This window comes from Pseudomonas vranovensis (genome assembly GCF_040438935.1).
GTDB classification, from domain to species: domain Bacteria; phylum Pseudomonadota; class Gammaproteobacteria; order Pseudomonadales; family Pseudomonadaceae; genus Aquipseudomonas; species Aquipseudomonas vranovensis.
This window is the reverse complement of the sequence record NZ_CP159259.1, coordinates 4,982,775-5,003,335: the sequence shown is the minus strand read 5'-3', so window position 1 is coordinate 5,003,335 and position 20,561 is coordinate 4,982,775. Positions and strand designations below refer to the sequence as shown.

The 20,561-nt window shown below is 59.0% G+C and carries 15 protein-coding genes; 1 reads left to right on the top strand and 14 read right to left on the bottom strand.

Annotated elements, in window-relative coordinates; translation table 11 throughout:
• Nucleotides 1-135 precede the first annotated feature (135 nt).
• From ABVN19_RS23075 to ABVN19_RS23065, 3 genes are all read right to left on the bottom strand, one after another.
• Entirely contained in the window at nucleotides 136-1,389 is a 1,254-nt protein-coding gene (locus ABVN19_RS23075; protein ID WP_105641059.1) for an OprD family porin, read from the bottom strand.
• Between the two features lie 72 nt (nucleotides 1,390-1,461).
• Nucleotides 1,462-2,793, bottom strand: coding sequence for an MFS transporter (locus ABVN19_RS23070; protein ID WP_028942541.1), 1,332 nt, complete (start codon nucleotides 2,791-2,793; stop codon nucleotides 1,462-1,464).
• A 147-nt stretch (nucleotides 2,794-2,940) separates the two neighbouring features.
• Nucleotides 2,941-3,897, bottom strand: a complete 957-nt coding sequence (locus ABVN19_RS23065; protein ID WP_105641060.1) for an AraC family transcriptional regulator — start codon at nucleotides 3,895-3,897, stop codon at nucleotides 2,941-2,943.
• Between the two features lie 129 nt (nucleotides 3,898-4,026).
• On the opposite strand from ABVN19_RS23065, the gene ABVN19_RS23060 reads away from it, so the two are divergent.
• On the top strand, nucleotides 4,027-4,905 hold the full coding sequence (locus ABVN19_RS23060) for a LysR family transcriptional regulator (protein WP_028942543.1): 879 nt from the start codon (nucleotides 4,027-4,029) through the stop codon (nucleotides 4,903-4,905).
• 46 nt (nucleotides 4,906-4,951) lie between these two features.
• Here the strand turns inward: ABVN19_RS23060 and ABVN19_RS23055 are convergent, their stop codons facing one another.
• The 11 genes from ABVN19_RS23055 to ABVN19_RS23005 all read right to left on the bottom strand — a co-directional run bounded on the left by ABVN19_RS23055 (nucleotide 4,952) and on the right by ABVN19_RS23005 (nucleotide 20,499).
• Nucleotides 4,952-6,184, bottom strand: coding sequence for an acetamidase/formamidase family protein (locus ABVN19_RS23055; RefSeq protein WP_105641061.1), 1,233 nt, complete (start codon nucleotides 6,182-6,184; stop codon nucleotides 4,952-4,954).
• A gap of 1,681 nt (nucleotides 6,185-7,865) precedes the next feature.
• Nucleotides 7,866-8,696 (bottom strand): hypothetical protein, encoded by an 831-nt coding sequence (locus tag ABVN19_RS23050; RefSeq protein WP_353632775.1) that lies wholly within the window; start codon nucleotides 8,694-8,696, stop codon nucleotides 7,866-7,868.
• A gap of 51 nt (nucleotides 8,697-8,747) precedes the next feature.
• Nucleotides 8,748-9,194: a hypothetical protein gene (locus tag ABVN19_RS23045; protein WP_353632774.1), complete on the bottom strand. Its 447-nt coding sequence runs from the start codon at nucleotides 9,192-9,194 to the stop codon at nucleotides 8,748-8,750.
• The gene (locus tag ABVN19_RS23040; protein WP_105641063.1) at nucleotides 9,194-10,771 is read right to left on the bottom strand and encodes a VWA domain-containing protein; all 1,578 of its coding nucleotides are present in this window, start codon (nucleotides 10,769-10,771) and stop codon (nucleotides 9,194-9,196) included. Before ABVN19_RS23040 ends, ABVN19_RS23045 begins: the two co-directional genes overlap by 1 nt.
• Nucleotides 10,764-11,693, bottom strand: a complete 930-nt coding sequence (locus ABVN19_RS23035; protein WP_158259208.1) for a VWA domain-containing protein — start codon at nucleotides 11,691-11,693, stop codon at nucleotides 10,764-10,766. The genes ABVN19_RS23040 and ABVN19_RS23035 overlap by 8 nt, the downstream gene beginning before the upstream one ends.
• A gap of 61 nt (nucleotides 11,694-11,754) precedes the next feature.
• A complete protein-coding gene (locus tag ABVN19_RS23030) occupies nucleotides 11,755-12,225 on the bottom strand; it encodes a DUF4381 family protein (protein WP_105641065.1) in 471 nt (156 codons plus the stop codon).
• Nucleotides 12,222-13,157 (bottom strand): DUF58 domain-containing protein, encoded by a 936-nt coding sequence (locus ABVN19_RS23025; protein ID WP_105641066.1) that lies wholly within the window; start codon nucleotides 13,155-13,157, stop codon nucleotides 12,222-12,224. Before ABVN19_RS23025 ends, ABVN19_RS23030 begins: the two co-directional genes overlap by 4 nt.
• A gap of 5 nt (nucleotides 13,158-13,162) precedes the next feature.
• Nucleotides 13,163-14,170, bottom strand: coding sequence for an AAA family ATPase (locus ABVN19_RS23020; RefSeq protein WP_105641067.1), 1,008 nt, complete (start codon nucleotides 14,168-14,170; stop codon nucleotides 13,163-13,165).
• Between the two features lie 11 nt (nucleotides 14,171-14,181).
• Nucleotides 14,182-15,564 carry a DUF1254 domain-containing protein gene (locus ABVN19_RS23015; protein ID WP_158259209.1) on the bottom strand — a complete coding sequence of 461 codons (1,383 nt, stop codon included), beginning with the start codon at nucleotides 15,562-15,564 and terminating at the stop codon, nucleotides 14,182-14,184.
• 397 nt (nucleotides 15,565-15,961) lie between these two features.
• Nucleotides 15,962-18,472 carry a LuxR C-terminal-related transcriptional regulator gene (locus ABVN19_RS23010; RefSeq protein WP_105641069.1) on the bottom strand — a complete coding sequence of 837 codons (2,511 nt, stop codon included), beginning with the start codon at nucleotides 18,470-18,472 and terminating at the stop codon, nucleotides 15,962-15,964.
• A 146-nt stretch (nucleotides 18,473-18,618) separates the two neighbouring features.
• On the bottom strand, nucleotides 18,619-20,499 hold the full coding sequence (locus ABVN19_RS23005) for a DUF1302 domain-containing protein (protein WP_105641070.1): 1,881 nt from the start codon (nucleotides 20,497-20,499) through the stop codon (nucleotides 18,619-18,621).
• Nucleotides 20,500-20,561 lie beyond the last annotated feature (62 nt).

The following is a 20,561-nucleotide window of genomic DNA, read 5'->3' as shown; positions in this document are numbered from 1 at the left end:
ATACTCGTTGTAGTTGTCCGGCCAGTCTAAGCGATCCTCTGGTCAGTGGCCCAGTGTGGGGATGGACGGTGAAGCGATCGCGGGGCAAGCCCGCTCCTACACATTTTGTGGGAACGGGCTTGCCCCGCGATCGCCCTATAAAAGACTCCACGTATACGTCAGAATCACCCGATTCTCATCAATGTCCGAGCGGTAGCTCGAACGTGCCACCGCGTTGCGCAACCTGACTCCCAACCCCTTGAACACCCCGCTCTGCACCGCGTAGCCCAGGTCCAGATCGCGTTCGTGTTCCTTGCCCTCGAAGCCAAGCCCGGTGTCGACATTGTTGCCTTTCAGATAGCGCACCGTCGCTGTAAGTCCCGGTATGCCCATGGCCACGAAATCGTAGTCATAACGCACCTGCCAGGAGCGTTCATCAGCATAGGAAAACTCATAGGTCGGCACTTCATTGCCCAGCGGCGAAATGTTCGGAAACACTCTGGGAAACGCATCATCACCAAAGATGCCCTGGTAGCCAACGCTGAAAGTATGGCCGCCGCGCCTGGCCGACAGCAGCGAATAGAACGCCTGGTTGTCGACATCGCCAATGCGGGCTTCTCCCTGCTCCCTGGCGCTGAAGTAGCCAAGGTTGGCACCCATCACCCAATCGCCAACCGGCTCACTGTGCTTGAGGCCGAAAAAAACCTGCTGATAGATATCTTCCAGGCGCCCGTACCAGAGGCTCAAGGTGCTGCGGTTGGCGTTGAAGCTGTAATCGCCACCGGCAAAGTTGAAGGCATCGCTATCGGCCTGGCGCTGGGGCAAATGCCCGAGCATTGCAATCAACTTTTCATCACCGGCTTCATTGCGCAGGCTGGTTGAACTCAAGTGGCCGGCCTGGAGAGTGAGGCCGCTGATCTCGGCCGAGGTGATGCTGGCGCCCTGGTAGGTTGGCGGCAGCAGGCGAGAGTCGTTGTACTGCAGGATCGGCAGGTTGGTCTGCAGCTCGCCGACCTTGAGCTCGGTTTTCGAGTACCGCAGCTTCACGGTCGCACCGAGCCGGCTGTACTCATCGGCCGCCCGGCCATCGTCCTGGACCGGCAACAAGCCAGTGCCGGTGCGGTCCGGGCTGCTGTCGAGCTTGAGCCCGAGCAGGCCGATGGCATCCACACCCACACCAACAACGCCCGGGGTATAGCCGGATTTGTAGTTGAAGATGAAACCTTGCCCCCACTCCTCGGCCTTGGACTGCTGGTTGGCACCGACGATGCCGGAGAAGTCGCGGCTGAAGTAGTAGTTACGGGCTTGCAGGGTAGCGGCGGCATCCTTGAAGAAATCAGCTTCGGCGGCCTGGGTGATAAAACTCAGGCCGAACAAGGGCAGCAACCCGGCTTGGCGGAGGTTGTTCATGGTTCGTGCACTCTTTTTATTGTTGTTATTAGATCGCGGGACAAGCCCGCTCCCACCCCTGCAAGGGCGGGCCTATCCCGATACCGGCAACCCAGCTCGGGCCTGCGCCACCCCACGGCCGGCAAACACCATCATGGCCACCGCAGCCACGGCCCCCGGGACGGCAAAGGCCATGAAATTGAGCGCCAGCGGCAGCTGGATGCCCAGCAACATGCCGCCCAGGATCGGCCCGACAATCGCCCCGCTGCGCCCAATGCCCGAGGCCCAGCCCAGGCCGGTGGAACGAATGCCCATCGGGTAGTACTGGGCGACACAGGCATAGGCCAGGATCTGCGTGCCGATGGTGGTCGCCCCCGCGATGGCAATCAGCAGGTACAGCACTGGGGTCGGGCTCTTGAAGCCGAGCAGGCTGATCGACAGGGCCGCCACGGCAAAGAACACCACCAGCACTCGGTCGAGCTTGAAGCGGTCACCCATCCAGCCACCGCCCACCGCACCGAAGATTGCCCCGAAGTTGAGCACCAGCAGGAATGCCAGGCTGGAACCCAGGCCGTAGCCCGCATTATTCATCAGCTTGGGCAACCAGGAATTGAGCGCATAGACCATCAGCAAGCAACAGAAAAACGCCACCCAGAGCATCAGGGTGCTCAATGCCCGACCTTCGCGAAACAGCTGCGGCACAGAGCCACCGACTTGCGTGCCGGTCGCCACATCCAGACAATCACCCGCCTGAGGCTGGTAGCTCGGTTCCACCCGCGCCAACAACTGGCTGGCTTGTTCGGTACGTCCCTGGCGCACCAGAAACCCCAGTGACTCAGGCAGAAAACGAAGGATCAATGGCAACAGCAGCAGCGGAATGATTGCCACATAGAACACCGACTGCCAGCCAAAACGCGGCAACAGCGCAATGCCCAGACCCGCCGAGAGCATGCCGCCCACCGAATAGCCGCTGAACATGATCGCCACCAGAATGCTGCGCATGCGCTTAGGCGCGTACTCATTCATCAGGGCGACCACGTTGGGCATCACCCCGCCGATACCCAGCCCGGCCAGAAAACGACAGGTACCAAATTCGGTGGGGTTGCGGGCAAAACCGTTGAGCACGGTAAAACCGCTGAACAGGATTACGCAGATCATGATGGCTTTCTTGCGGCCAATACGGTCCGACAACGGGCCGAACACCAACGCCCCGAACATCATGCCAAACAGCGCGTAGCTACCCAGGGCACCGGCTTGCAAGGGGGTCATGCCCCACTCCTGCATCAGCGCTGGCAGCACCACGCCATAGATGACCAGGTCGTAGCCATCGAAGATGATGATCAGCGCGCACCAGAACAGCACACGCCAGTGAAAGGCATTGAACTTCGCCTGATCGATCAGGCTGTTGATATCGATCGTTCGCATGAGGCGTGTCTCTTTTGTTGTTGTTATCGAAACCGTATGGCGAACCTGCCGAGCAGTGTTCGCAGCCTCAGGTTAGGAGCACAGCAAAAGGGCCAATAGCCGATTCCTGCGAATCAATATCCAGTTTGCGCAAGGCGCGATCAGGGGTCAGCGGTGACGCTTGAAGGTCACCGACGGCAGCTCGCCAAAGCGCTGGCGATAGCTTTCGGCAAAGCGCCCCAAGTGCAGAAAGCCGAAGTCCAGGGCGATTTCGGTGACATTGCGCACCGAGCTTGCCGGGTCTTGAAGGGCCGCATGAATTCGCTCCAGTTTGCGCTGGCGCACATAACCCTTGGGCGACAAGCCGGCATGGCGTTCGAACAATGAGTACAAGGAACGCTCGCTTACCCGCGCCACGTTCATCAGTTGCGCAACACTGATGTCCTGCTGCACATGGGCATCAATATAAGCAGCCAGCTGCTCGAACGAGTGGGCCTGCTGCGCCGGCTCGCTACGCTGGACATTATTGCCCAGCAGGCTGAGCAACTTGCTGGCAACGATGCGGGCGTAATGCTCCTGCACCTGCAGCAATGACTGGGTGGATTCCGCTTCTTCGCAGATCAGCCCGAGCAGGCCGACAAACCCCTCAAGCTCGTGCGTGACATGACGCGCACGGGTGAAGCGGATGCCGCCTTCAGGCACCTGCCAACGCTGGTCGACGCAGGCCTGTTCCAACAGGCCGACCGGCATTTTCAAAATGAACTTCTCGCAGTCGGCCGAGTAGGTCAGATCCACCGGGTCATCGGGATTGATCAGCATCAGCTCGCCGGGGACATAGTGATGTTCGTTGCCCCGACAGCTGGACTGGCAGTGTCCGCTGAGCAATACCTGAAGGTGATACAACGTGCCCAGCGCTGGGGAAGTGATCCGTGCCTTGCCGCCATAACTCAGGCGACACAGATCGAGGCTGGCGAACTTTCGATGGTTGATACTCGCCTGCAGATCGCCGGTGCGGGGCAAGCGCAGACTATGTCCCCCAACATGCTGGTTGACGTACTCGGACACGGCATAAGGGTCGGCGCGCTCAAACACACAGCTGCGCTCGCTCAACAGGTGGCTGCTCATGGGCTGCCCTCTTATTGTTCTTGGCGAACGATATCCACAGGGTCTGGTTATCCACAAGGCGCCAGCTTGCGTCAGCCCCGGCTAGCAGTCCAATATCTGTTGGGTGGGCAACAATACCCAGGAGGTATCATGGAACTGCGCCATCTGCGTTACTTCCGGGTGCTGGCGCAGACCCTGAACTTCACCCGCGCCGCCGAACAACTGCACATTGCCCAACCGCCCTTGAGCCGGCAGATCCGGCAGCTGGAAGAAACCCTGGGCGTCGAACTGCTGGAGCGCAGCCGACCGTTGCGCCTGACCGAGGCCGGGCGCTACTTTTACGAGCAAAGTGCAATGTTGCTGGACCAGCTGGAACAGATTGGCGACGGCACCCGACGTATCGCCAACAGTGAGCGCCAGTGGCTGCGCATCGGCTTTGCGCCTTCGACCCTCTACGACCTGCTGCCCGAGCTGATTCGCCAGCTGCGCAACCAACAGGAACTGGAGCTGGGCCTTCAGGAAATGATCACCCTGCAACAGGTCGAAGCCCTGAAAGCAGGACGCATCGATATCGGCTTCGGGCGCATCCATATCAAGGACCCGGCCATCGACCAGCACGTGCTGCGCGAAGAACCGCTGGTGGTCGCCCTGCCCTGTGGACATCCGATGATCGGCCGGCCAATCGACCTGGTGCGCCTGGCCTTTGAACCATTCGTGCTCTACCCCGTCACGCCGCGCCCAAGCTATGCCGACCACATCATGGCTTTGTTCACCAATCAGGGCCTGAGCGTGCAGGTGATCCAATGGACCAATGAACTGCAGACTGCGCTCGGGCTGGTGGCTGCGGGCCTGGGGATAACGCTGGTGCCCGCCTCGGTACAGCGCCAGCACCGCGACGATATCGTCTACGCGCCGCTGAGCGAGTCGGCGGCGGTTTCACCGATCATTCTCAGTCGCCGCGCTGGGGATAACTCGCCGCAGGTCAGGCACTGCCTGGGTTTGATTGAAGCAATGATCGGGCATTCATAAATCATCGTTGTCTTCAATTGCCCAAGGGCTAGAGGCGTTGCAGCTTTTAATCCTCGAACTCGCTGAAGTCTGCCTTGCGGATCATTGAGTTGATGCCTTTGGTTCTATCGACCACCTGAGAGACCTGAAAATCAGTCGCGGCACTGAGGTAGGCGAACGCAATCGCTTCATCGATGCCGTATTTCGTCTTGAGGAAGTGGATCGCTTCGCGTGTGGACTTTTTCATGGCCTCGTCCAGATCCTCATCCAACCCAAGGGTGATCCAGAAATCATCTGTTTCGCCCATCGGTTGGGAAATCGATCTGCCAGGAATTTGCTTGGCGCCGCTTTTCAGCAACGTTAGGCGAAAGGTTGCCCGGGCCGAACCTTCAAGCGCAGTCAGCGCCACCTCGCCATCCCCTTGAACAAAGTGGCTATCGCCGGTGTAGAACAGCGCACCGGGGACCATTACCGGGTAGTAGGCTGTGGCGCCCGCGCCCAGATCGTTCACGTCCAGATTGCCGCCATAGTGGGCCGGGGGAACAGAATGTACGGGCTGGTCGGTGTTAGCCGCAACGCCCATGATGCCCATGAAGGGATGCAACGGAAATCGGATCTTCTTGCCCGCGCCGCCATCCAGCGTGCCGACATACCCCTCCTCGCCCTGTTCGATGGGAGTGAAGATCGACAGGTTGCCGTAACGCTCCGGATGCTCGGCGCTGGCATTGGCCTGGGCCGGTTTTTTGGGGTATTCGCCCGGAAGCGCGCCAAAGCCGTGTCGACTTGAAATAACGCCATAGGGAACCCGTGGCTCGACTGCCAGAATTTCAACTTTGAGCACATCGCCCGGCTGCGCTCCTTTCACGGCAACGGGTCCCGTGACCACGTGGGGCCCATCCTTGGCGAAATCATGTGCGCGATCGGAGGCTGTCAAGGCAATCGCTTCCTTCAACACCTGCCCTGGCTTGACGCCGTGCGCTCCAAAATAGGCGACCGGATCTCGCCCCTGATCTTCCATGAGGCCTTCATGAGACAACGTGTCAAAGGTCACCACGCTTCCGGATGGGACGGTCAACACCGGCTTCGCGGTGCGATTCGGCAAGTACCCCCAACTGACATTCTCCAGCGAAGAAGGTACATAGAAATTCCCCGCATACTGACCGTGTTCCAACTTGGTCGCAGTAGCAGAGAGCTGCTCCAGAATGGAAAAAGATGACTGTTTTTCAGCCTGAGCAACTTCGGCCAGAGGGAGAAAGGCAAATGGAAGAAAACAAGAAATGAAGCGGCTGTTGGCAAGCATGAATCGTCCTCGTTGATTTAGCTCAACCAGGCCATCGCAAAATCCACGCCAAAGTACAAAGTGACTGTTTTCAACCACAGCACAGCTAAAACGAAGCAGAAACCGCCTCTAAACAGTGCAACAACGTTCCCCAAATGGAGCGCTCGTCCACACCCGCCAGGCATCGTTGATCGATTGCCGGATACAAGAAGGGAGCCAATGAATGGCTCCCTTCCTGTTGCGACAGTTTTTATTCATCAAACCCGTTTTTGTGACGAAACAATAAAGATTGTCACAACCCCCTGCGTAATCCGCGGCCTGTATGGCATTACTGAGCTAGCACTTTGAAAATAAAGTTTGTCACAAATCTCCATATCTCCAAATAAATGGCTCAATTGCAAACAATAAAGATTGTCACAAGCCTTCGGGGTTACGAAAACCGCAAAAGGGTGCGCTCTGATCTCAGTCGGGCGTATTGTTCCAGCGCGTATTTCAGCAATTTGAAGGAAGTCGAAGAGCAGCATCTGCAGGCGATAAACAAGCCGCCCTGGTACCCATCTGGACCTTCGGTGCCCATTTGAGCTGCCAGACGAGATGAAGTCGAACGTGGTGAAACTTACTCATGCAGACCGGACATCGGGTGATCGCGAAGGTTTTTGATTCGGCTCTCACCGAAAGTGAGCGGTCCGCATTGAAGCATTATCGATCTGTCACCAGGTGCACGCTCCCCCCAATAAACCAGCCCGCCGACTGCCGGTGCCAAAGGCGACAGATCGAAGATCCGACTAGAGCGTTCCATGACTGCATGGATTTGGTACCAGCACCGCCAACGCCCAAGAAGCCCAAGTGATGGGACTCAGCTCCGCATTCTACGCAGGCGACGCCCCTTCCTAGTGGGAGTCACCGAAAAAATCATTTTTGGCGATCAAACCAAAATCATCAGCGGTTGATGTCTGGTCATTCTGATCGAAAAGATTCTGTATGCACCGCTCTTGCTTGAGGTAGGCAACCGTTCCGAAGAAGCAGTTTTTCACAGAGATGAAGTTCATAGCGCTCGCCGTCATGCTTGGTACCGAACCCCCAGTGCGTTTGAACAGTGGCGAACTGAAGCCCACCAGTATCTAAACGGGTTGAGCACCGGCAAACGTCGCACTGTACATCAGTGACTGCCTCAATCTCGACTCGTCCAGTGATCTTCATCGCTGTTCACCCCTTACCAGTTTCTAGCATCCGGAATATAGGTTCCACCGGATCTGGCGGTTGCCGCTCGGCGAGATCTTTCGGCCTTATGTTGGCAGAGGGTTGAAAGTAGAGGCAGTAACGCTTCCCTGGTTAAAAAATGACCAACTATAGTTGGCGAGATAATTCGAGATAATTCCCGTAAACCCGGACCTAGCCACCGATGCATCTAGCCGAACTCTGCCTTTAGCCAACGGTAGTGTAGGCGCCGACGCCAAATTGACCCAGTTGCCAAGATCTCATTGACCCGGTCAGACTCCTCGCGAACGACTACCTTTACTGGAGTTGTGCCGATTTAAAGGTGAGGTAGTCTTGCGTCAGCAGATGGGTCAATTCGACATTGGCGTCAACACTCGAGTGTCCTCCATCTCCTACTCAGCTCTGTCGGCGCGGAACGCTAGCGCCTCATATTATCCCTCTACCGCGTTCGAGGCCGGGGCGAACATGCGTAACGCCAGGAGCGTCAGCATTCCAGCCCAGGTAAGTCGTATCGACTCCTGAGCGGGGTTCTACCAACGGTCACAAGTCGACGACGCAGGATCAGCAATTCACCGAGAACGTCCAAGCGTGACGGCATCTTCGAAATTTGCACACCGTACCGACTCCTATTCAATCGCTGAATAGCTTCGCAGCTTTCCAGATGCTCACCAACGACCCCGCCCTGTAACCAATGCTGGAGAGCATGCTGTGCGCCGCCGTTGCCCAAGCCGCATACGCCGATGTAACCGCACAGTTTGAGGAACTGAAAACCCTCGGTCTCACGCACCCAGCGACGGCCACTGTTCATCCCATGCTGCAAAGCAAATAGAATGAATCGCCGATAACGGATGATAGCGACCAATAAGACGCAGATTGCAAGTAACACGACCATCTGCCGCGACGACAGCAGTGTCAGTCGTTCCCACCAGGAAAGCCGCAGCCGCGAATCAGCTTGTTCGTGCGCCACCGCGTGAATCGTGCTCCCGGCCAAATGCTCGGTTTTGAATGTACCCGAGCCCAGATCGTACCAGCGGACCGCGAGGGGTCGCAGCTGGATGCGATTTTGCTCCCCAGGTGCATAAAACCAGTGTTCGATACGCCTGCCACCTGTGAAATCGCCATAATTGTTCAGGTCGAGCGCTTGCGCCTGATGCTGCAGCGAATCGCCATCGACAGGCAGTGGTGGGATCTGGTTACCTTGGATGCCCTGAGCTTCGATAGTAATTCGGCGTTCAAGTACCTGTCCGTTTTGCAGCATCAACTGGTCCAGATTACCCGGGGCAACCTCCTGCGGCTCATTTTCACCCGTCTGCAAATAGAACTGCTGGGTGGCCTTGAGGGCCGTTGCCGGGAGGAACTGTTCGATTCAGCCGGCAGCGTTTGGCAACGCCACCTGCAATTGCATAGGCGCGAACGGCAAGACGGGCGAATCCGCTAAATCCGGGTAAACCGTGATCTGCGTCGGCGCCAGTCGCAGGGTGCCTTCCGCCAGCGGTGTGAGCAGGTAATTCTGGGTCGCGCCCCGCTGAGTGGAGCCGGCCTGTTCGCGTTCAATTGTCGGCGACAACATCAGCAGCGGCAACAGGACTGCACCGGGCATGTCCCACTGCGGATAGCGCGGATACCAATTGACCTTCTCCGGCATCCACACAGTGACTTTCAATATCACGCTCTGTTTGGGCACCACAACGTCCGGCAACTTCGCCATGCCAAGCGGCTGTATGTCCACTGTAGCCTGCCACGCAGGAAGTGTTGCGGCGGCCAACATGGATGACACAAACAACGTCGCGACGGCCAACAACCACCTGGACATCAGCGCCCCTCCTGCTGGTAGCGTTCCTGTGTCTGTAACAGGAACAGCGCTTTGAGCATATCCCTTGGCGATGACTTCACGTTGGCCATCCACTGGTTCAACTCATCATCGCTCATGGTGTGCGCGATGGGGCCAGCACCCTGCGAGATTTGTCGAGGCTGGAGGTCGATGCGAATGGAGCTAAAGTCATTGTCACCGGGCTGTGCTTTTTGCCGCTCACCAGGATGTTTGGCCAACTCGTCCAGCAGTGCCTGCATCGCCTTGGCGTTATCGCGAGCCTCGACGAAATCGCTTTTCAGGAACAAAGCCTGGCGGTAGGAACTGAGCGCTGCCTGGTAGCGCTGCTGCTGGGCCAGGCTGTTGCCAAGATAGAAGTATCCCTGTGCCGTTTGAACCTGGCTGAACGCCGCGGCAGCCTGGGGATAGTCCTTGGCCAAATAATAGGCCCGCCCCTTACGGTAAGGATCAGTAAAGCGCTGCGCCGCGCGTGCGTAATCCCCGTTGTCCATTGCCTGCTGGCCCTGCTGATCGGCAGTCCACCACAGATCCTGCCAGTCCGCACGGGCATCGGGGGTGTACGCCCCCGTCAGCAGCACCCAAGGAAGAAAGAAGCTGAGCGCGCGTAGTTGGCGCTGCAGCAGCAGTCCCAACGGCAACATGGCAAGTACCAGCCAGTAGCCGCTATCCTGCCAGTGCCATTGGTTATCACCGTTGTGCGTCCGGGTCAGAGTGCGGCGAATGTTCTGTTGCAGCCAGGTCAGGTCCTGATCGTCACTGCCAATTCCCGTGACAGGCATGCCTTCTGCCTTCAGAGCGGCGAAGTCGTCCAGCGAAACTCCCGTTTCCGACGGTGCCATATTCGCCGGAGCGAAGCGCAGGGGGCCTCCCTCTGCGGTGCCAACGACCAACACTTCGATGGAGGTAAAATCCTTGTAGAACGCCTCGAGATCATCGCGCTCCTGGGCAGACAGACGATCTGTGATCAGAACGATATTAGCCGGCATGCTGGCGCTGGCAGCGGCCTGCCGCGCCAGGTCGAGGGCCATGCTTAGGCCGGAGTTTGCCAGCGTATTGGCCGGCATGATGTCCGGTTCCAGAGGGTTGAGAAACAGCTCGAAGAAGCTGTCGTCACGGGTCGCAGGGATCACCAGGTGAGCGGTACCGGCATAGGCGATCACACTGAACGTAGCTTGCGGCATCAGGCGCCGCAGGCCCTCGATCTTGCCCTTGGCCGCGCGGTTGCGATTGGGAGCAATGTCCCCGGCATACATGCTGTTGCCGTTGCCCAACACAATGACTACCGCCGCCTGGTCCTTGAGTTCGTCCGGCAACTGCTTGCTCCAGGTCGGTCCAGCCAAGGCCAGCAGTCCGAGGCAAACCAGCAGCCCCAGTAGTTCAACCGTACCCACACTATAGCGGCCTGTGTGGGCCCGGATCAGTGCGCTGGCGAGTTTGGCGTCCAGTACCTGATGCCATTGCGAACGGCCGGTACGTCGCCGTCGAGCGACGACGGTCAACAGGGCGCAGAGCACGACGCCGAGCAACCACCAGGGACGCAGGAAATGCAGGTCAGTCATGCCCGCCTCGCTTTCGCCTCAGCCGCAAGACGATCAAGCCGAGGCCACCCAACGCCGCCAGCAGTGGATAGCAGTACAGCGGCTGGCGGTAGGACCAGCCCAGCTTGCGCACTTTGCGTGGGGTAATGCGGTCAAGGTTGGCATAAACCTCCTGCAGCGATCGGGCACTCTGGCTGGCAATGTGGAAGGTGCCCCCCGTCTCGCTGGCGATCCTGCGCAACAATTGCGAGTCGCTGCCTTCATCCGTGCCCTCGCTGAGTGCAATGGTATGGATGCTCACGTGTTCCTTACGGGCCAGGCGAATGGCCACCTCGGGGGGCAATACCGATGAGGTGTCCTTACCATCGGTCAGCAGTACCACCACGCGCTCCATGCCCTCACCCGAAGCTGGCACATTGCGGAACATCTTCACCGTACTGCCAAGCGCGTCGCCGATACTGGTCTGTGGCCCTGCCATGGCCGGTTTCAACTCGTCCACACGCTCCAACAGAACGCGGTGATCGCGACTTAGCGGCGCGAACGGATAGGCCTGGCTACCGAAAACGATCAGGCCAATGTTGTCGTCCTTGCGTGCCTCGATAAAGGCGCGCACCGCCTCCTGCAAAGCAGCCATGCGGGTGATCCTGCCACCCTTGCCGTCTTGCATGTCCTCGGTGGCCATGGATGCCGAAACGTCCAGAACCAGCACCAGATCACGCACCGGGACCTCGCGGTAACTGGCTGGCATGAGCAACTGCGGGCGAGTGGAGGCAAACACCAGGCAGCACCAGAAGAAAGCAAACGCGGCCCAGAGAAACCGATCCTGCCCAGGCACGGAGGCAGGTCGTTGATCAGGCCCCAACAGATTCGCAAGGTTGGGCACGCGCACACTGTCACGGTGGACAAGGCGTGGCGCCGGCAGCAGTCGAATCAGAAGTGGCATCGGCAGCGCCAGCCACATTAACGGCCATTCGAATGTGAGCCTGTGCAGCAGCGCCAACACGCTATCGAGCATCAGGCAGCCCCTTGAGCCATTGGTCAAACGCGTCGGCCACCTTCTCGTTGGTCGAATCGGTCAACCGATCTGCGTGCCGATAATGACGGTCGAGCAACGCCTGGCGTGCAGATTCATCCAGCATTGTCAGACGCGCCAATACTGCGTCATCGTCAAGCGCCGCCACTTGCCCGCGGGGCATGTGCAGCAGGCACACGCGCTTGATCAGTACGAACCAGTCATTGCTGCTGCCACTTACTCGCGCCGCCGATGCCAGACTTACCGCTTGGCGTCGCCAACGTCGACGCACATAGCGACGGTAATGCACAAGCAGGTAAATCAACAGCACGAGCACGATGGCAGCGAGCAGCAACTGCCAGGCCAGGGTCTGCGGAAACAGGCTCACCGGCGTGGGCATAACCAGCTCAGCCAGGTCAGGCAAGTCCATTCCAGGCACTTCGCTGCGCATCGGCGTACTCATCTTCCACCGCCCACCAGGCTCAGCGCCCTACTCAATTGGGTCTGCGCCGACTCATAGGTGCAAAACGGCGACACCCCCATCCCCGCCTGGGCGAGGCGCGCCTCCAGTACAGAAAGATTACGTCGGGCGCGGTCCTCGATACCCTGGCGCTGCTGGCCGGAGGAAAAACGTAATTCTGCCGTGATGCCGCCGTAGGTGGCCAGGAACTGTCCCTGCTTCGGCCATTTGTCGATGATTCCGTCGAAGACCGGAATCGCCAAGGCCTGTGTCCGGGCGGCGATTTCGTCGACCAGCAACCAGGCTTCGTCGTGGAAATTGTGGAAATCGCTGATTAGGACTACGAGGGCATCACGGGACACCAGTCGGAGCAGCCGGCGCAAGGCCAGTGGAATCTGCGCCGCCGCGTGAGTCTCGCCAGCGTCGGCAGCCAGCGCACGGTTAGCGTGCACCAGTTGCGCGAATACGTGGATCAAGTGCCCTCGGTGCTGGCGTGGTGGACAACTGAAGACCTGCTGCTCGCTGGCGATGACGACGCCGAAGGGCTGTTTACGATGTTGCGCGAGCCAAAGCAACTGCGCGGCGGTCCTGGCCGCCAGCACCGACTTGAGCTGTACGCGGGTGCCGAAGAACATATCGCTGCTCTGATCGACCAGTACCAGCAGCGTGCGCTGCCGCTCCTCGTTGAAGACCCGTACGAAGGGTGCACCGCCCATGCGCGCGGTAACGTTCCAGTCGATGTCGCGCACGTCATCGCCTTGCAGGTAGGGCCTGATCTGATCGAATGCCCCCCCGCGACCATTCAGGCGCGACGGCCGATTACCCAGCTGCAGGTTATTGCTCACCCGTGGGAAGCTGACGGCCATCTGTTGGGTCACCGCGCCGTAGGCGATCAATTCCTCCAGGTCGACGTAGACACCCTCATCGGTTTTCATCGGTATCAACCCGCAATGACGAGACTCAGGATCCGGTCAATCGCCTGTTCGACCGTCACTCCCGAGGCTGCCGCCTGAAACGACAGCACCAGACGGTGGCGCAAAACGTCATGGGCTACCGCGCGCACGTCACCATCGTCGACATAATCTCGACCTGCCAGCCAGGCGTGAGCCCGCGCGGCACGTTCCAGTCCAAGGGTGGCTCGCGGGCTGCCCCCGATCGACAGCCATTGTGCGAGTTCCTCATCGTGCTGCCCGGGATAGCGGCTGGCCTGGACGATGCCGACGATGTAGTCCTTGATCGGCTCGCTGACGTGGATTTCAGCCACCGCGCGCCAGGCTTGGTACACCACCTCCACCGAGAGTCGCTCGGGTGCCTCGCTCGCCGTTACTTCGTCGGACGCAGATTCGGCTTCGGCGTAAGAGCGCTGTTGTTCACCGCGGACCAGGTCGAGGATGCCTTTTTCGCTGTCTGCCGACGGGTAATCGACCTGAATCTTCATCAGAAAGCGGTCGAGTTGCGCCTCTGGCAAATTATAGGTGCCCTCCTGCTCCACCGGGTTCTGTGTGGCCAGGGCCATGAACAGTCGGGGCAGCCGATAGGTCTTGCCGGAGACGGTAATCTGCCGTTCCTCCATGGCCTCCAACAACGCCGACTGTACTTTGGCCGGGGCTCGATTGATCTCGTCCACCAGCACCAGGTTGCCGAACACCGGCCCCTGTCGGAACTGGAACGCGGCCTCCAGCGAGGCCGCATCCGGCACGTAGATTTCCGAGCCTGTGATGTCGGCAGGAAGCAGGTCCGGGGTGAACTGGATGCGCCGGAAGCTCGCATCCAGATTATTGGCCAGGCTGCGTATGGCACGGGTCTTGGCTAGCCCGGGCATGCCTTCAAGCAGCAGGTTGGAATCGCATAACAGGCACAGCAGAATACTGCGCACGACCCGCTCCTGACCGATGATCGAGCGGCTCATGCGTTGTTCCAGGGCTAGAACCTGCGCCAGTGCGGTCATGGGACCGGTACTCATTTGACCTTTTCGATATCGCCCAGCGTCCAGGACTTGTCGAAGAAAGCTTCGGTCGGCGCATAAAAGCGGAAGTAGGTGAACCAGCCATCGCCGGGATTGGTTTGCACCCAGTTCTGTTCGAAGCCTTTCACCGGCTTGGGTCCGTAGTAAATGTCCACCGAACCGTCGGCGTTCTCCTTCAGCCCCTGCTTGCCGGCAGCAATGTCCGGCGCTTTTTCGTCATTGACGATCATCTGCCGCTCTTTCTCGTCATACACTGTGGAGGACCAGAACTGCTTGGCGGGTACATTCGCGGGAACGTGCAGTTTGTAGGTGTTCTCGCCGGTCAGCCAGTTACCGTCCTTGTCCTGGTAAGTCACGATATACCGCTGCCCCACACCCGGGGTTTGGGTGAGCATGGCCTTGGAGATCGAGACCGCTTCATAGAACCAGGAGGCGCGCTCGTCGAACTGGTCCCAGTTCTCCGCGCGCTGATTGGTACTCACGGTGATGGCATGTTTCCAGTGCGTCCCTTTCCAGAATGGCGGTTCGAAACGTTTGGCGTAGTTGTTGGCCTTGGCCATGGCCTGGCCCAGCACGGCACCTTTTTCGAGGGCTGTTTTCTGATTGGCGTCCGGTTCGAAGGGCTTACCCTTCTCGATGCCGAGGGACCGCAAGTGTTCCATCATGAAGCGGTCACGATCCTCAACCACTTCTTGCTGCACCAGTTGGTTGATGCTCTTCCAATAGTCCATGCCGGTGCGTGGCGTCTGGCTCCATGGCTGCTCGCCGGCCGGGAGCACGGGCCAGCTCTCACCGAGCTTGCCGTCTTTATAGAGCGCAGTACTGATCTGCGGCACCAGGGTCTTGACAGCCTCGGCCTTGTCCTTGCCCAACAAGCGCACGCCGAAAAACACGATGTTGGACTTCGCCGGTATCACGAAGTAACCCTCAGGCGCGATGGGCTCGTGCCCCGGCGGAAGGAACAGGTATTTGCCACCTTCGCCCTTATCCGGGCCTACCACACCTAGGTCTTCCAGAACACGCTGATGTACATCCATGACCATGCCCGCCATCAGGCCCTTGGGCAGGGTCAGCACAATCGGGCCGGTCTTGGACAGATCGGCGAAGGTAGCAATGTAGGGGGTTGTGTAGTTAGGCGTGAGAATGCCCTGCTTCTGCTTCTGGGTGATGTAGGAGACCAGTTGGCCATCCTGGATTTTGAAGACGTTGTTCTGGGCGTTCTTCCATTCGATCATCCCGGCAGCAGGAATACCCCAGAGATAGGCGTCGGTCGCCCGCATCAAATCCATCTCGCCCAGCAGCTTGGTCATGGTGGGCTGGGTAGGATAACCACCATCGAACTCCAGTTTTCCAATCGCGGAGTCCTCGCTTTCCATCTTCCCCGCCATCGCTGGGGCTGACAGGGCTAATATCGAACAACTGATGAGCGAAGCGAGCAGGTTCCTGGTGAACGTCATAGCGGGTAGTCCCTTGAAAAATGGTCAAAAAAACAAAGCCGGAGTGAAGGTCGCTTGATACTCGGCAGCGCTGGGAAAGTATTGTCCGATCCCGACTTCGCGCTCTCCGCTCGCACCCCTTATGTTCGCCTCCCGGTGAATGCGCAGGGTAACGACGACGGAAATATCCGGGCCTGAGCATAGTCACTGTCCATGAAATTGCCACAGCACTCAGGTCATCGACAGCCAAGACTTTGGCGGCATATTCACCCGGGCTTGATCCCCCTGATGGGGGAAATCGGTGCCTGTTTTCGGGTGCTGACTCATCACACAAGGCTCAGGCGATCATCCCCAATAACTTTGCCTGGGCAATGGCCTGGCTTCTGCTCGATACCCCCAGCTTGGCGTTAATCTTCTGCGCGTGACTTTTGATGGTATGCAATGAAAGGTGCAGCCCTTCGGCAATTTCCCGGTTGGACAATCCCTGGGCAATCATTTCCAGGACAATGAGTTCCCGCCGGCTGAGCCTGACATCGCTGACTGAAATTTTTGATGCTTGATCGATCACCATTAGCCCATGCCCCTGCATCTTGAAACTTCGCTCGATGCCGCTCAATCCGAGTCGGCGGGACAACCTCAAGCCTTCCATCAAGGCATGCCCGGCCTGGCTTCTCTGACCATTGAAATCGAATGCCTGGGCGAGGCAGAGCCACAGCTTGCACACCAGTGCCCAGCGGCCTTGCGCTTGCGCCTCCAGGCGCATGTCCTCCAGCCCGGCAATGACATTGTGACCTGCGGCCATCTGCACTTGCGCAAGCTGCAGCGCTAGACGTGGCAGCAACTCCGGATGACCGAGAACCGTTCGGCCTTGATACAACGCCAGGCACTGAGCCAATGCGCGCTCTGCTTTAGCGTGCTGTCCCTGGCATAACCAAAGCCTTGAGTAGGCCAGCGTCAGTTGGCACTCATAGAGCGGTTGCGCGACTTGCTGGCATTGCTGCAAGCGACTGGCGTTGCCCAAGTGAATGAATGCCTGCTCCAGTTCGTTCTTTGTCGCCGCCATGTCGGCAAGGCCCAGATACCCCCGAATAGCCAGCGGATCCTGACACGCAAGCGACGCCTCGAGGCCCGACTGAAAAAAACGCGTCGCCTCTGAACAGCGACCCAATTGCACCAGGACCCCGGCGTGTCGTATGCGTATACGGGCACCCAAAAAGTCAGTCTCGGTATTGGAAACGGTTTTGAGTTCGAAATACATTCGATCAAGCAGCATGTCTGCACGCTTCAACTCGCCACGAACTTCCAGAAAATCGACATACTGCAGCAACAAAATCCCTTCAATCGCCAGGCTGGCGTGTCGACGAGCCATCGCCAAGGCACTGCGAATGCGCTGCCGAGCGAGCCCTAGCCGTCCTTCGCTCAGCGCCAGTTCTATTAGCGTGGCCTGCCCCAGCGACCGTTGCACCCAGGCATCCTCCGCCAGACAGTCCACGGCGTCTTCCAGCGCCAGCTCCTGGCTTGGGGTATCAGCTCGATGACAGGCGATGGTCGCGGTCAATACTTGCCACTGTGCCAGTCCCGCGCGTTGCCTGTTCGCATCAGGCTGCGGCATAAAGCGCTGCAAACGGTTCGTCCAGCGTTGTGCCTGTGCCAGACGACCACCAAGTAGCTGCGCCCATGCAACCAGGGTCACGAGTTCAAGCGAGTCGCTCAACCTCGGCACCGACAACTGCTCGCACCAGTGGAGCACCCGCGCCAGCTCCTGACCTTGCAGTAAACGATCGTGGCTGAACGTCTGCAGTACGGACACAGCGACGTCCTCCTGTCCGGCCAGCAACGCATATTCGATGGCCTGGTGCTCCTGTTTCGCAGCAATACACCAGTGGCATGCGCGAATGAACAATGCTTTTTTTTGCTCAAGGGACAGTCGTGCCGATAACAGCCCGGCTGCCGCAGGCTGCACACGGTAGCGTGCAGCGCCACAGTACATCGAGTCGACAAACAGGCCCGTCTCATACAGCTGCCTCATCAGTCGGCCGCCACCGACTGTTCCGATCAGGTAATCGCAAAGCGCGGCATCAAAACCTGGCAAACAAGCCAAAGTGCAAAGCCACTCACGCCACTGCGGCGGTAGCCCATTGAGCACTTCGCTCTCCAGGTATCGCTCTATCAGCAAGCCGTTATGGGGGCTGACAGGCCTCACCCCACGCCGCTGGCCAAGGAGCTGCATCCGAATCCCCGCGTACCAGCCCCCAGTCGAATCCAGCATTTGCTGCGCAGCGCACGGAGCGAGTTGAAGCGTTTCACGTCCCAGCAACTCCTCCAGCTCAGAGTTCGTCAAGGCCAATTCGCGAATGCCAAGTTCCAGCAGTTTCCCTTCCAGTAACAAGCGCATCAGTTGGCAATTGGGTCGTCGACGGCTGGCGATCCACCAGTGGACCTGGTGGGAAGTCGACAGCAGAAAGCTGTTGAGCACGCTGTCCAAGGCATTGTCGGTGGTGCGGGGATAATCGTCGACCATCAGCCACAGAGGGGTCGCCTGTTGTTCAAGGCAGGTTTGTACGCTGGCCATGTCATGCGACACGCCTAATTGCCGGGCCAATACTTCGATGAAACCGTCTGCTCCGAATGACTGCCCTTTCAGGTCGCACCAAAGCAGGCGCGTACCGACGGGACAGTGCTGGGCGCATTCATGCAGCAAAAAGGTCTTGCCACTGCCTGCCGGGGCGCAGAGCAGGCGCACCGGCCAAGGGGCGTCGAGCAACGCCCGGCGCAAACGCGGGCGCGGCACAATGGCTTGGACACAGTGCGGCGCGTGCGGTTTTTTATGGGTGATTGCCAAAGACATGGGGAACTCGCATCTTGAGTTCGACTAAGGGTATCGAAGCGAATGCAACGCTATGACCCCCTCGATGGGGGATGTCCGGCCGCCGATGAAAATAAAAAAGAGCGGCTCGTGAGCCGCCTAAATCCGATGGGAAAAACCGGCAGCAATCAGAAGTTCATGCCGAGACTCAACGCAGCAAAGTCACGATCAACCGAGGTGTTGTAGTCGCCGCCAAAGAAGTTGGTGTAAGACAGGCTTGCGCTATAGGTGTTGCTGTACACCGCATCGAGCCCAAGGCTGACGGCCTTGGCGCCTTCGGTGAACTGACCGTTCGGGCCGTACCCCTCGACGTCGTGGGACCAGGCAATGTTCGGCTTCAGGTTGATTCCGGCGAACACGTTGTTGTAGTCCCAGATTGCCCGGGCACGGTAACCCCAGGAAGTGCTGGTGACATAGCCATCGTCCTTGCAGAAACGGGTCAGGTTTTTGCCATTGGCTCCCACCGTGCCCAGGTTGAGTTGGCGACAGGTATCGATGGCTCCCCCGGCACTCGCCGGCAGCGGCCCCTGGCCGTAGACCGGATCACGACCGTAGCGGGCGTCGGAACTGCTTTCCAGGCCGCCGACATGCACCACGCCCACTTCACCGACCAGCGTCAGGCGATCGGCGCCCATGACCTGGTCGAAAAAGTGCGTAAGGGTACTCTGAAACTGGGTGATCTCCTTGCGACGATAGCCGTGCAAGTCCTGGCCAGGAGCGACGTCCAGCAGCGAAGCGTTGGGCAGGACCGGCCCGCCCAACGGACCGACCGCGGAGAACAAAATGTCCTGGGTGTTCAACTGCACTGGTGCATTGGGCCGATAGCTGATTTCACCCGACCAGGCGGTACCGGTCGGCAGCGTCGTGGAAAAGCTCAGGCCGTACAGGTGAATGTCTTCCGGGTACTCGATGAAGTACTGGGAATTGGCCGCCACGGCGATTGGCTGCAAGGCGGCTGCAGGACCGGTCAGCACTGCCTGCGCTTGGTTGTACACCTGCTGGCTGGCCGCCGTGGCGCTGAAGAATGGAAGGCGGCTGTGATAGTTCATGTAATAGCCACCGAACTCGGTGTCGAGTGCGTCGGACATGTAGCGCAGGGCAATACCAAACTGACCGTCGTCACGTGCATCCCGATCCGGGCCTCGGGGAACCTTCACACCCTCCTGATCGATGTCGGCCCCAAAGACATTTTGCAAGGCGGCCAGGCCGCCCGCCGGAATCGCCGAGCGCGGTGCCAACGCCCGCAGGTTGTTGTTGCAGCCATCGGCCACCACATCGGGCTGGGCGAAAAAGGTCCCGCAGTTGTCGACGACGGTCTGGTCCCACTCAAGCTGGTAGAACGCTTCGGCCGCCAGGTTTTCCGTCAGGCTCTGCGACACATAGAACATGTTGACCGGAATCAGGCCCTCCTTGATTTCGGCACCCGGGCGGCGAAAAGCGGCGGCGTCGATCGGGTTGATCGAGTTGATGCCGTTCTGGATGAACGTGCTCTCCCCCCAACTCACCACCTGCTTGCCCAGGCGCACGGAGCCTGGTTGATCGGCAACCTGATAGTTGTGATAGACGAACGCGTCGAGAATTTGCGCGCCGGAAGATTTGGCGCCCTCCTTGCGGCCGTGGTCATCAATGTCCTTGAACGGGCGACTTTCGTCCTTGAGTTCGAAGTCGTACCAATACTTGCCGCGTACAAAGACACCGCTGTCGCCGTACTTGAGTTCCAGGTCGTGGATGCCCTTGAAGATCTTCGAGAAGGTTTCATTTTTCTTGAAGTTCAGGTGCGAATCATCGGAGGTCTGCGCCAGGCCGTCGCCGCCATTGTTGCCACCGATCAGATCGCGATCGGGGCTGCTGGTCGCCCAACTGGCACCCACGGACAACGAGGAGTCGAACGAACCGTCGATTTCACCGATGTTGAAGGCAACGGCCTGTGCGTCGACGACACAGCCCAGGGCGATGGCGGCAGCCAGCACCGCGCGCTGGAAAATCCAGCCCTTGTTGAGGTTATGCATGTGGCTTCCCTATTGGTTTTATTGTTGGTTGCCAACGCTAAAGGCTTGCTTGCCGGTGCGGT

Coding starts and splice junctions, on each gene's coding strand:
- ABVN19_RS23025 (WP_105641066.1), bottom strand. CDS start 13,157: ATGAAAACCGATGAGGGTGTCTACGTCGACCTGGAGGAATTGATCGCC.
- ABVN19_RS23020 (WP_105641067.1), bottom strand. CDS start 14,170: ATGACCGCACTGGCGCAGGTTCTAGCCCTGGAACAACGCATGAGCCGC.
- ABVN19_RS23060 (WP_028942543.1), top strand. CDS start 4,027: ATGGAACTGCGCCATCTGCGTTACTTCCGGGTGCTGGCGCAGACCCTG.
- ABVN19_RS23045 (WP_353632774.1), bottom strand. CDS start 9,194: ATGTCCAGGTGGTTGTTGGCCGTCGCGACGTTGTTTGTGTCATCCATG.
- ABVN19_RS23005 (WP_105641070.1), bottom strand. CDS start 20,499: ATGCATAACCTCAACAAGGGCTGGATTTTCCAGCGCGCGGTGCTGGCT.
- ABVN19_RS23075 (WP_105641059.1), bottom strand. CDS start 1,389: ATGAACAACCTCCGCCAAGCCGGGTTGCTGCCCTTGTTCGGCCTGAGT.
- ABVN19_RS23010 (WP_105641069.1), bottom strand. CDS start 18,472: ATGTCTTTGGCAATCACCCATAAAAAACCGCACGCGCCGCACTGTGTC.
- ABVN19_RS23040 (WP_105641063.1), bottom strand. CDS start 10,771: ATGACTGACCTGCATTTCCTGCGTCCCTGGTGGTTGCTCGGCGTCGTG.
- ABVN19_RS23055 (WP_105641061.1), bottom strand. CDS start 6,184: ATGCTTGCCAACAGCCGCTTCATTTCTTGTTTTCTTCCATTTGCCTTT.
- ABVN19_RS23030 (WP_105641065.1), bottom strand. CDS start 12,225: ATGAGTACGCCGATGCGCAGCGAAGTGCCTGGAATGGACTTGCCTGAC.
- ABVN19_RS23015 (WP_158259209.1), bottom strand. CDS start 15,564: ATGGAAAGCGAGGACTCCGCGATTGGAAAACTGGAGTTCGATGGTGGT.
- ABVN19_RS23070 (WP_028942541.1), bottom strand. CDS start 2,793: ATGCGAACGATCGATATCAACAGCCTGATCGATCAGGCGAAGTTCAAT.
- ABVN19_RS23065 (WP_105641060.1), bottom strand. CDS start 3,897: ATGAGCAGCCACCTGTTGAGCGAGCGCAGCTGTGTGTTTGAGCGCGCC.
- ABVN19_RS23035 (WP_158259208.1), bottom strand. CDS start 11,693: ATGCCACTTCTGATTCGACTGCTGCCGGCGCCACGCCTTGTCCACCGT.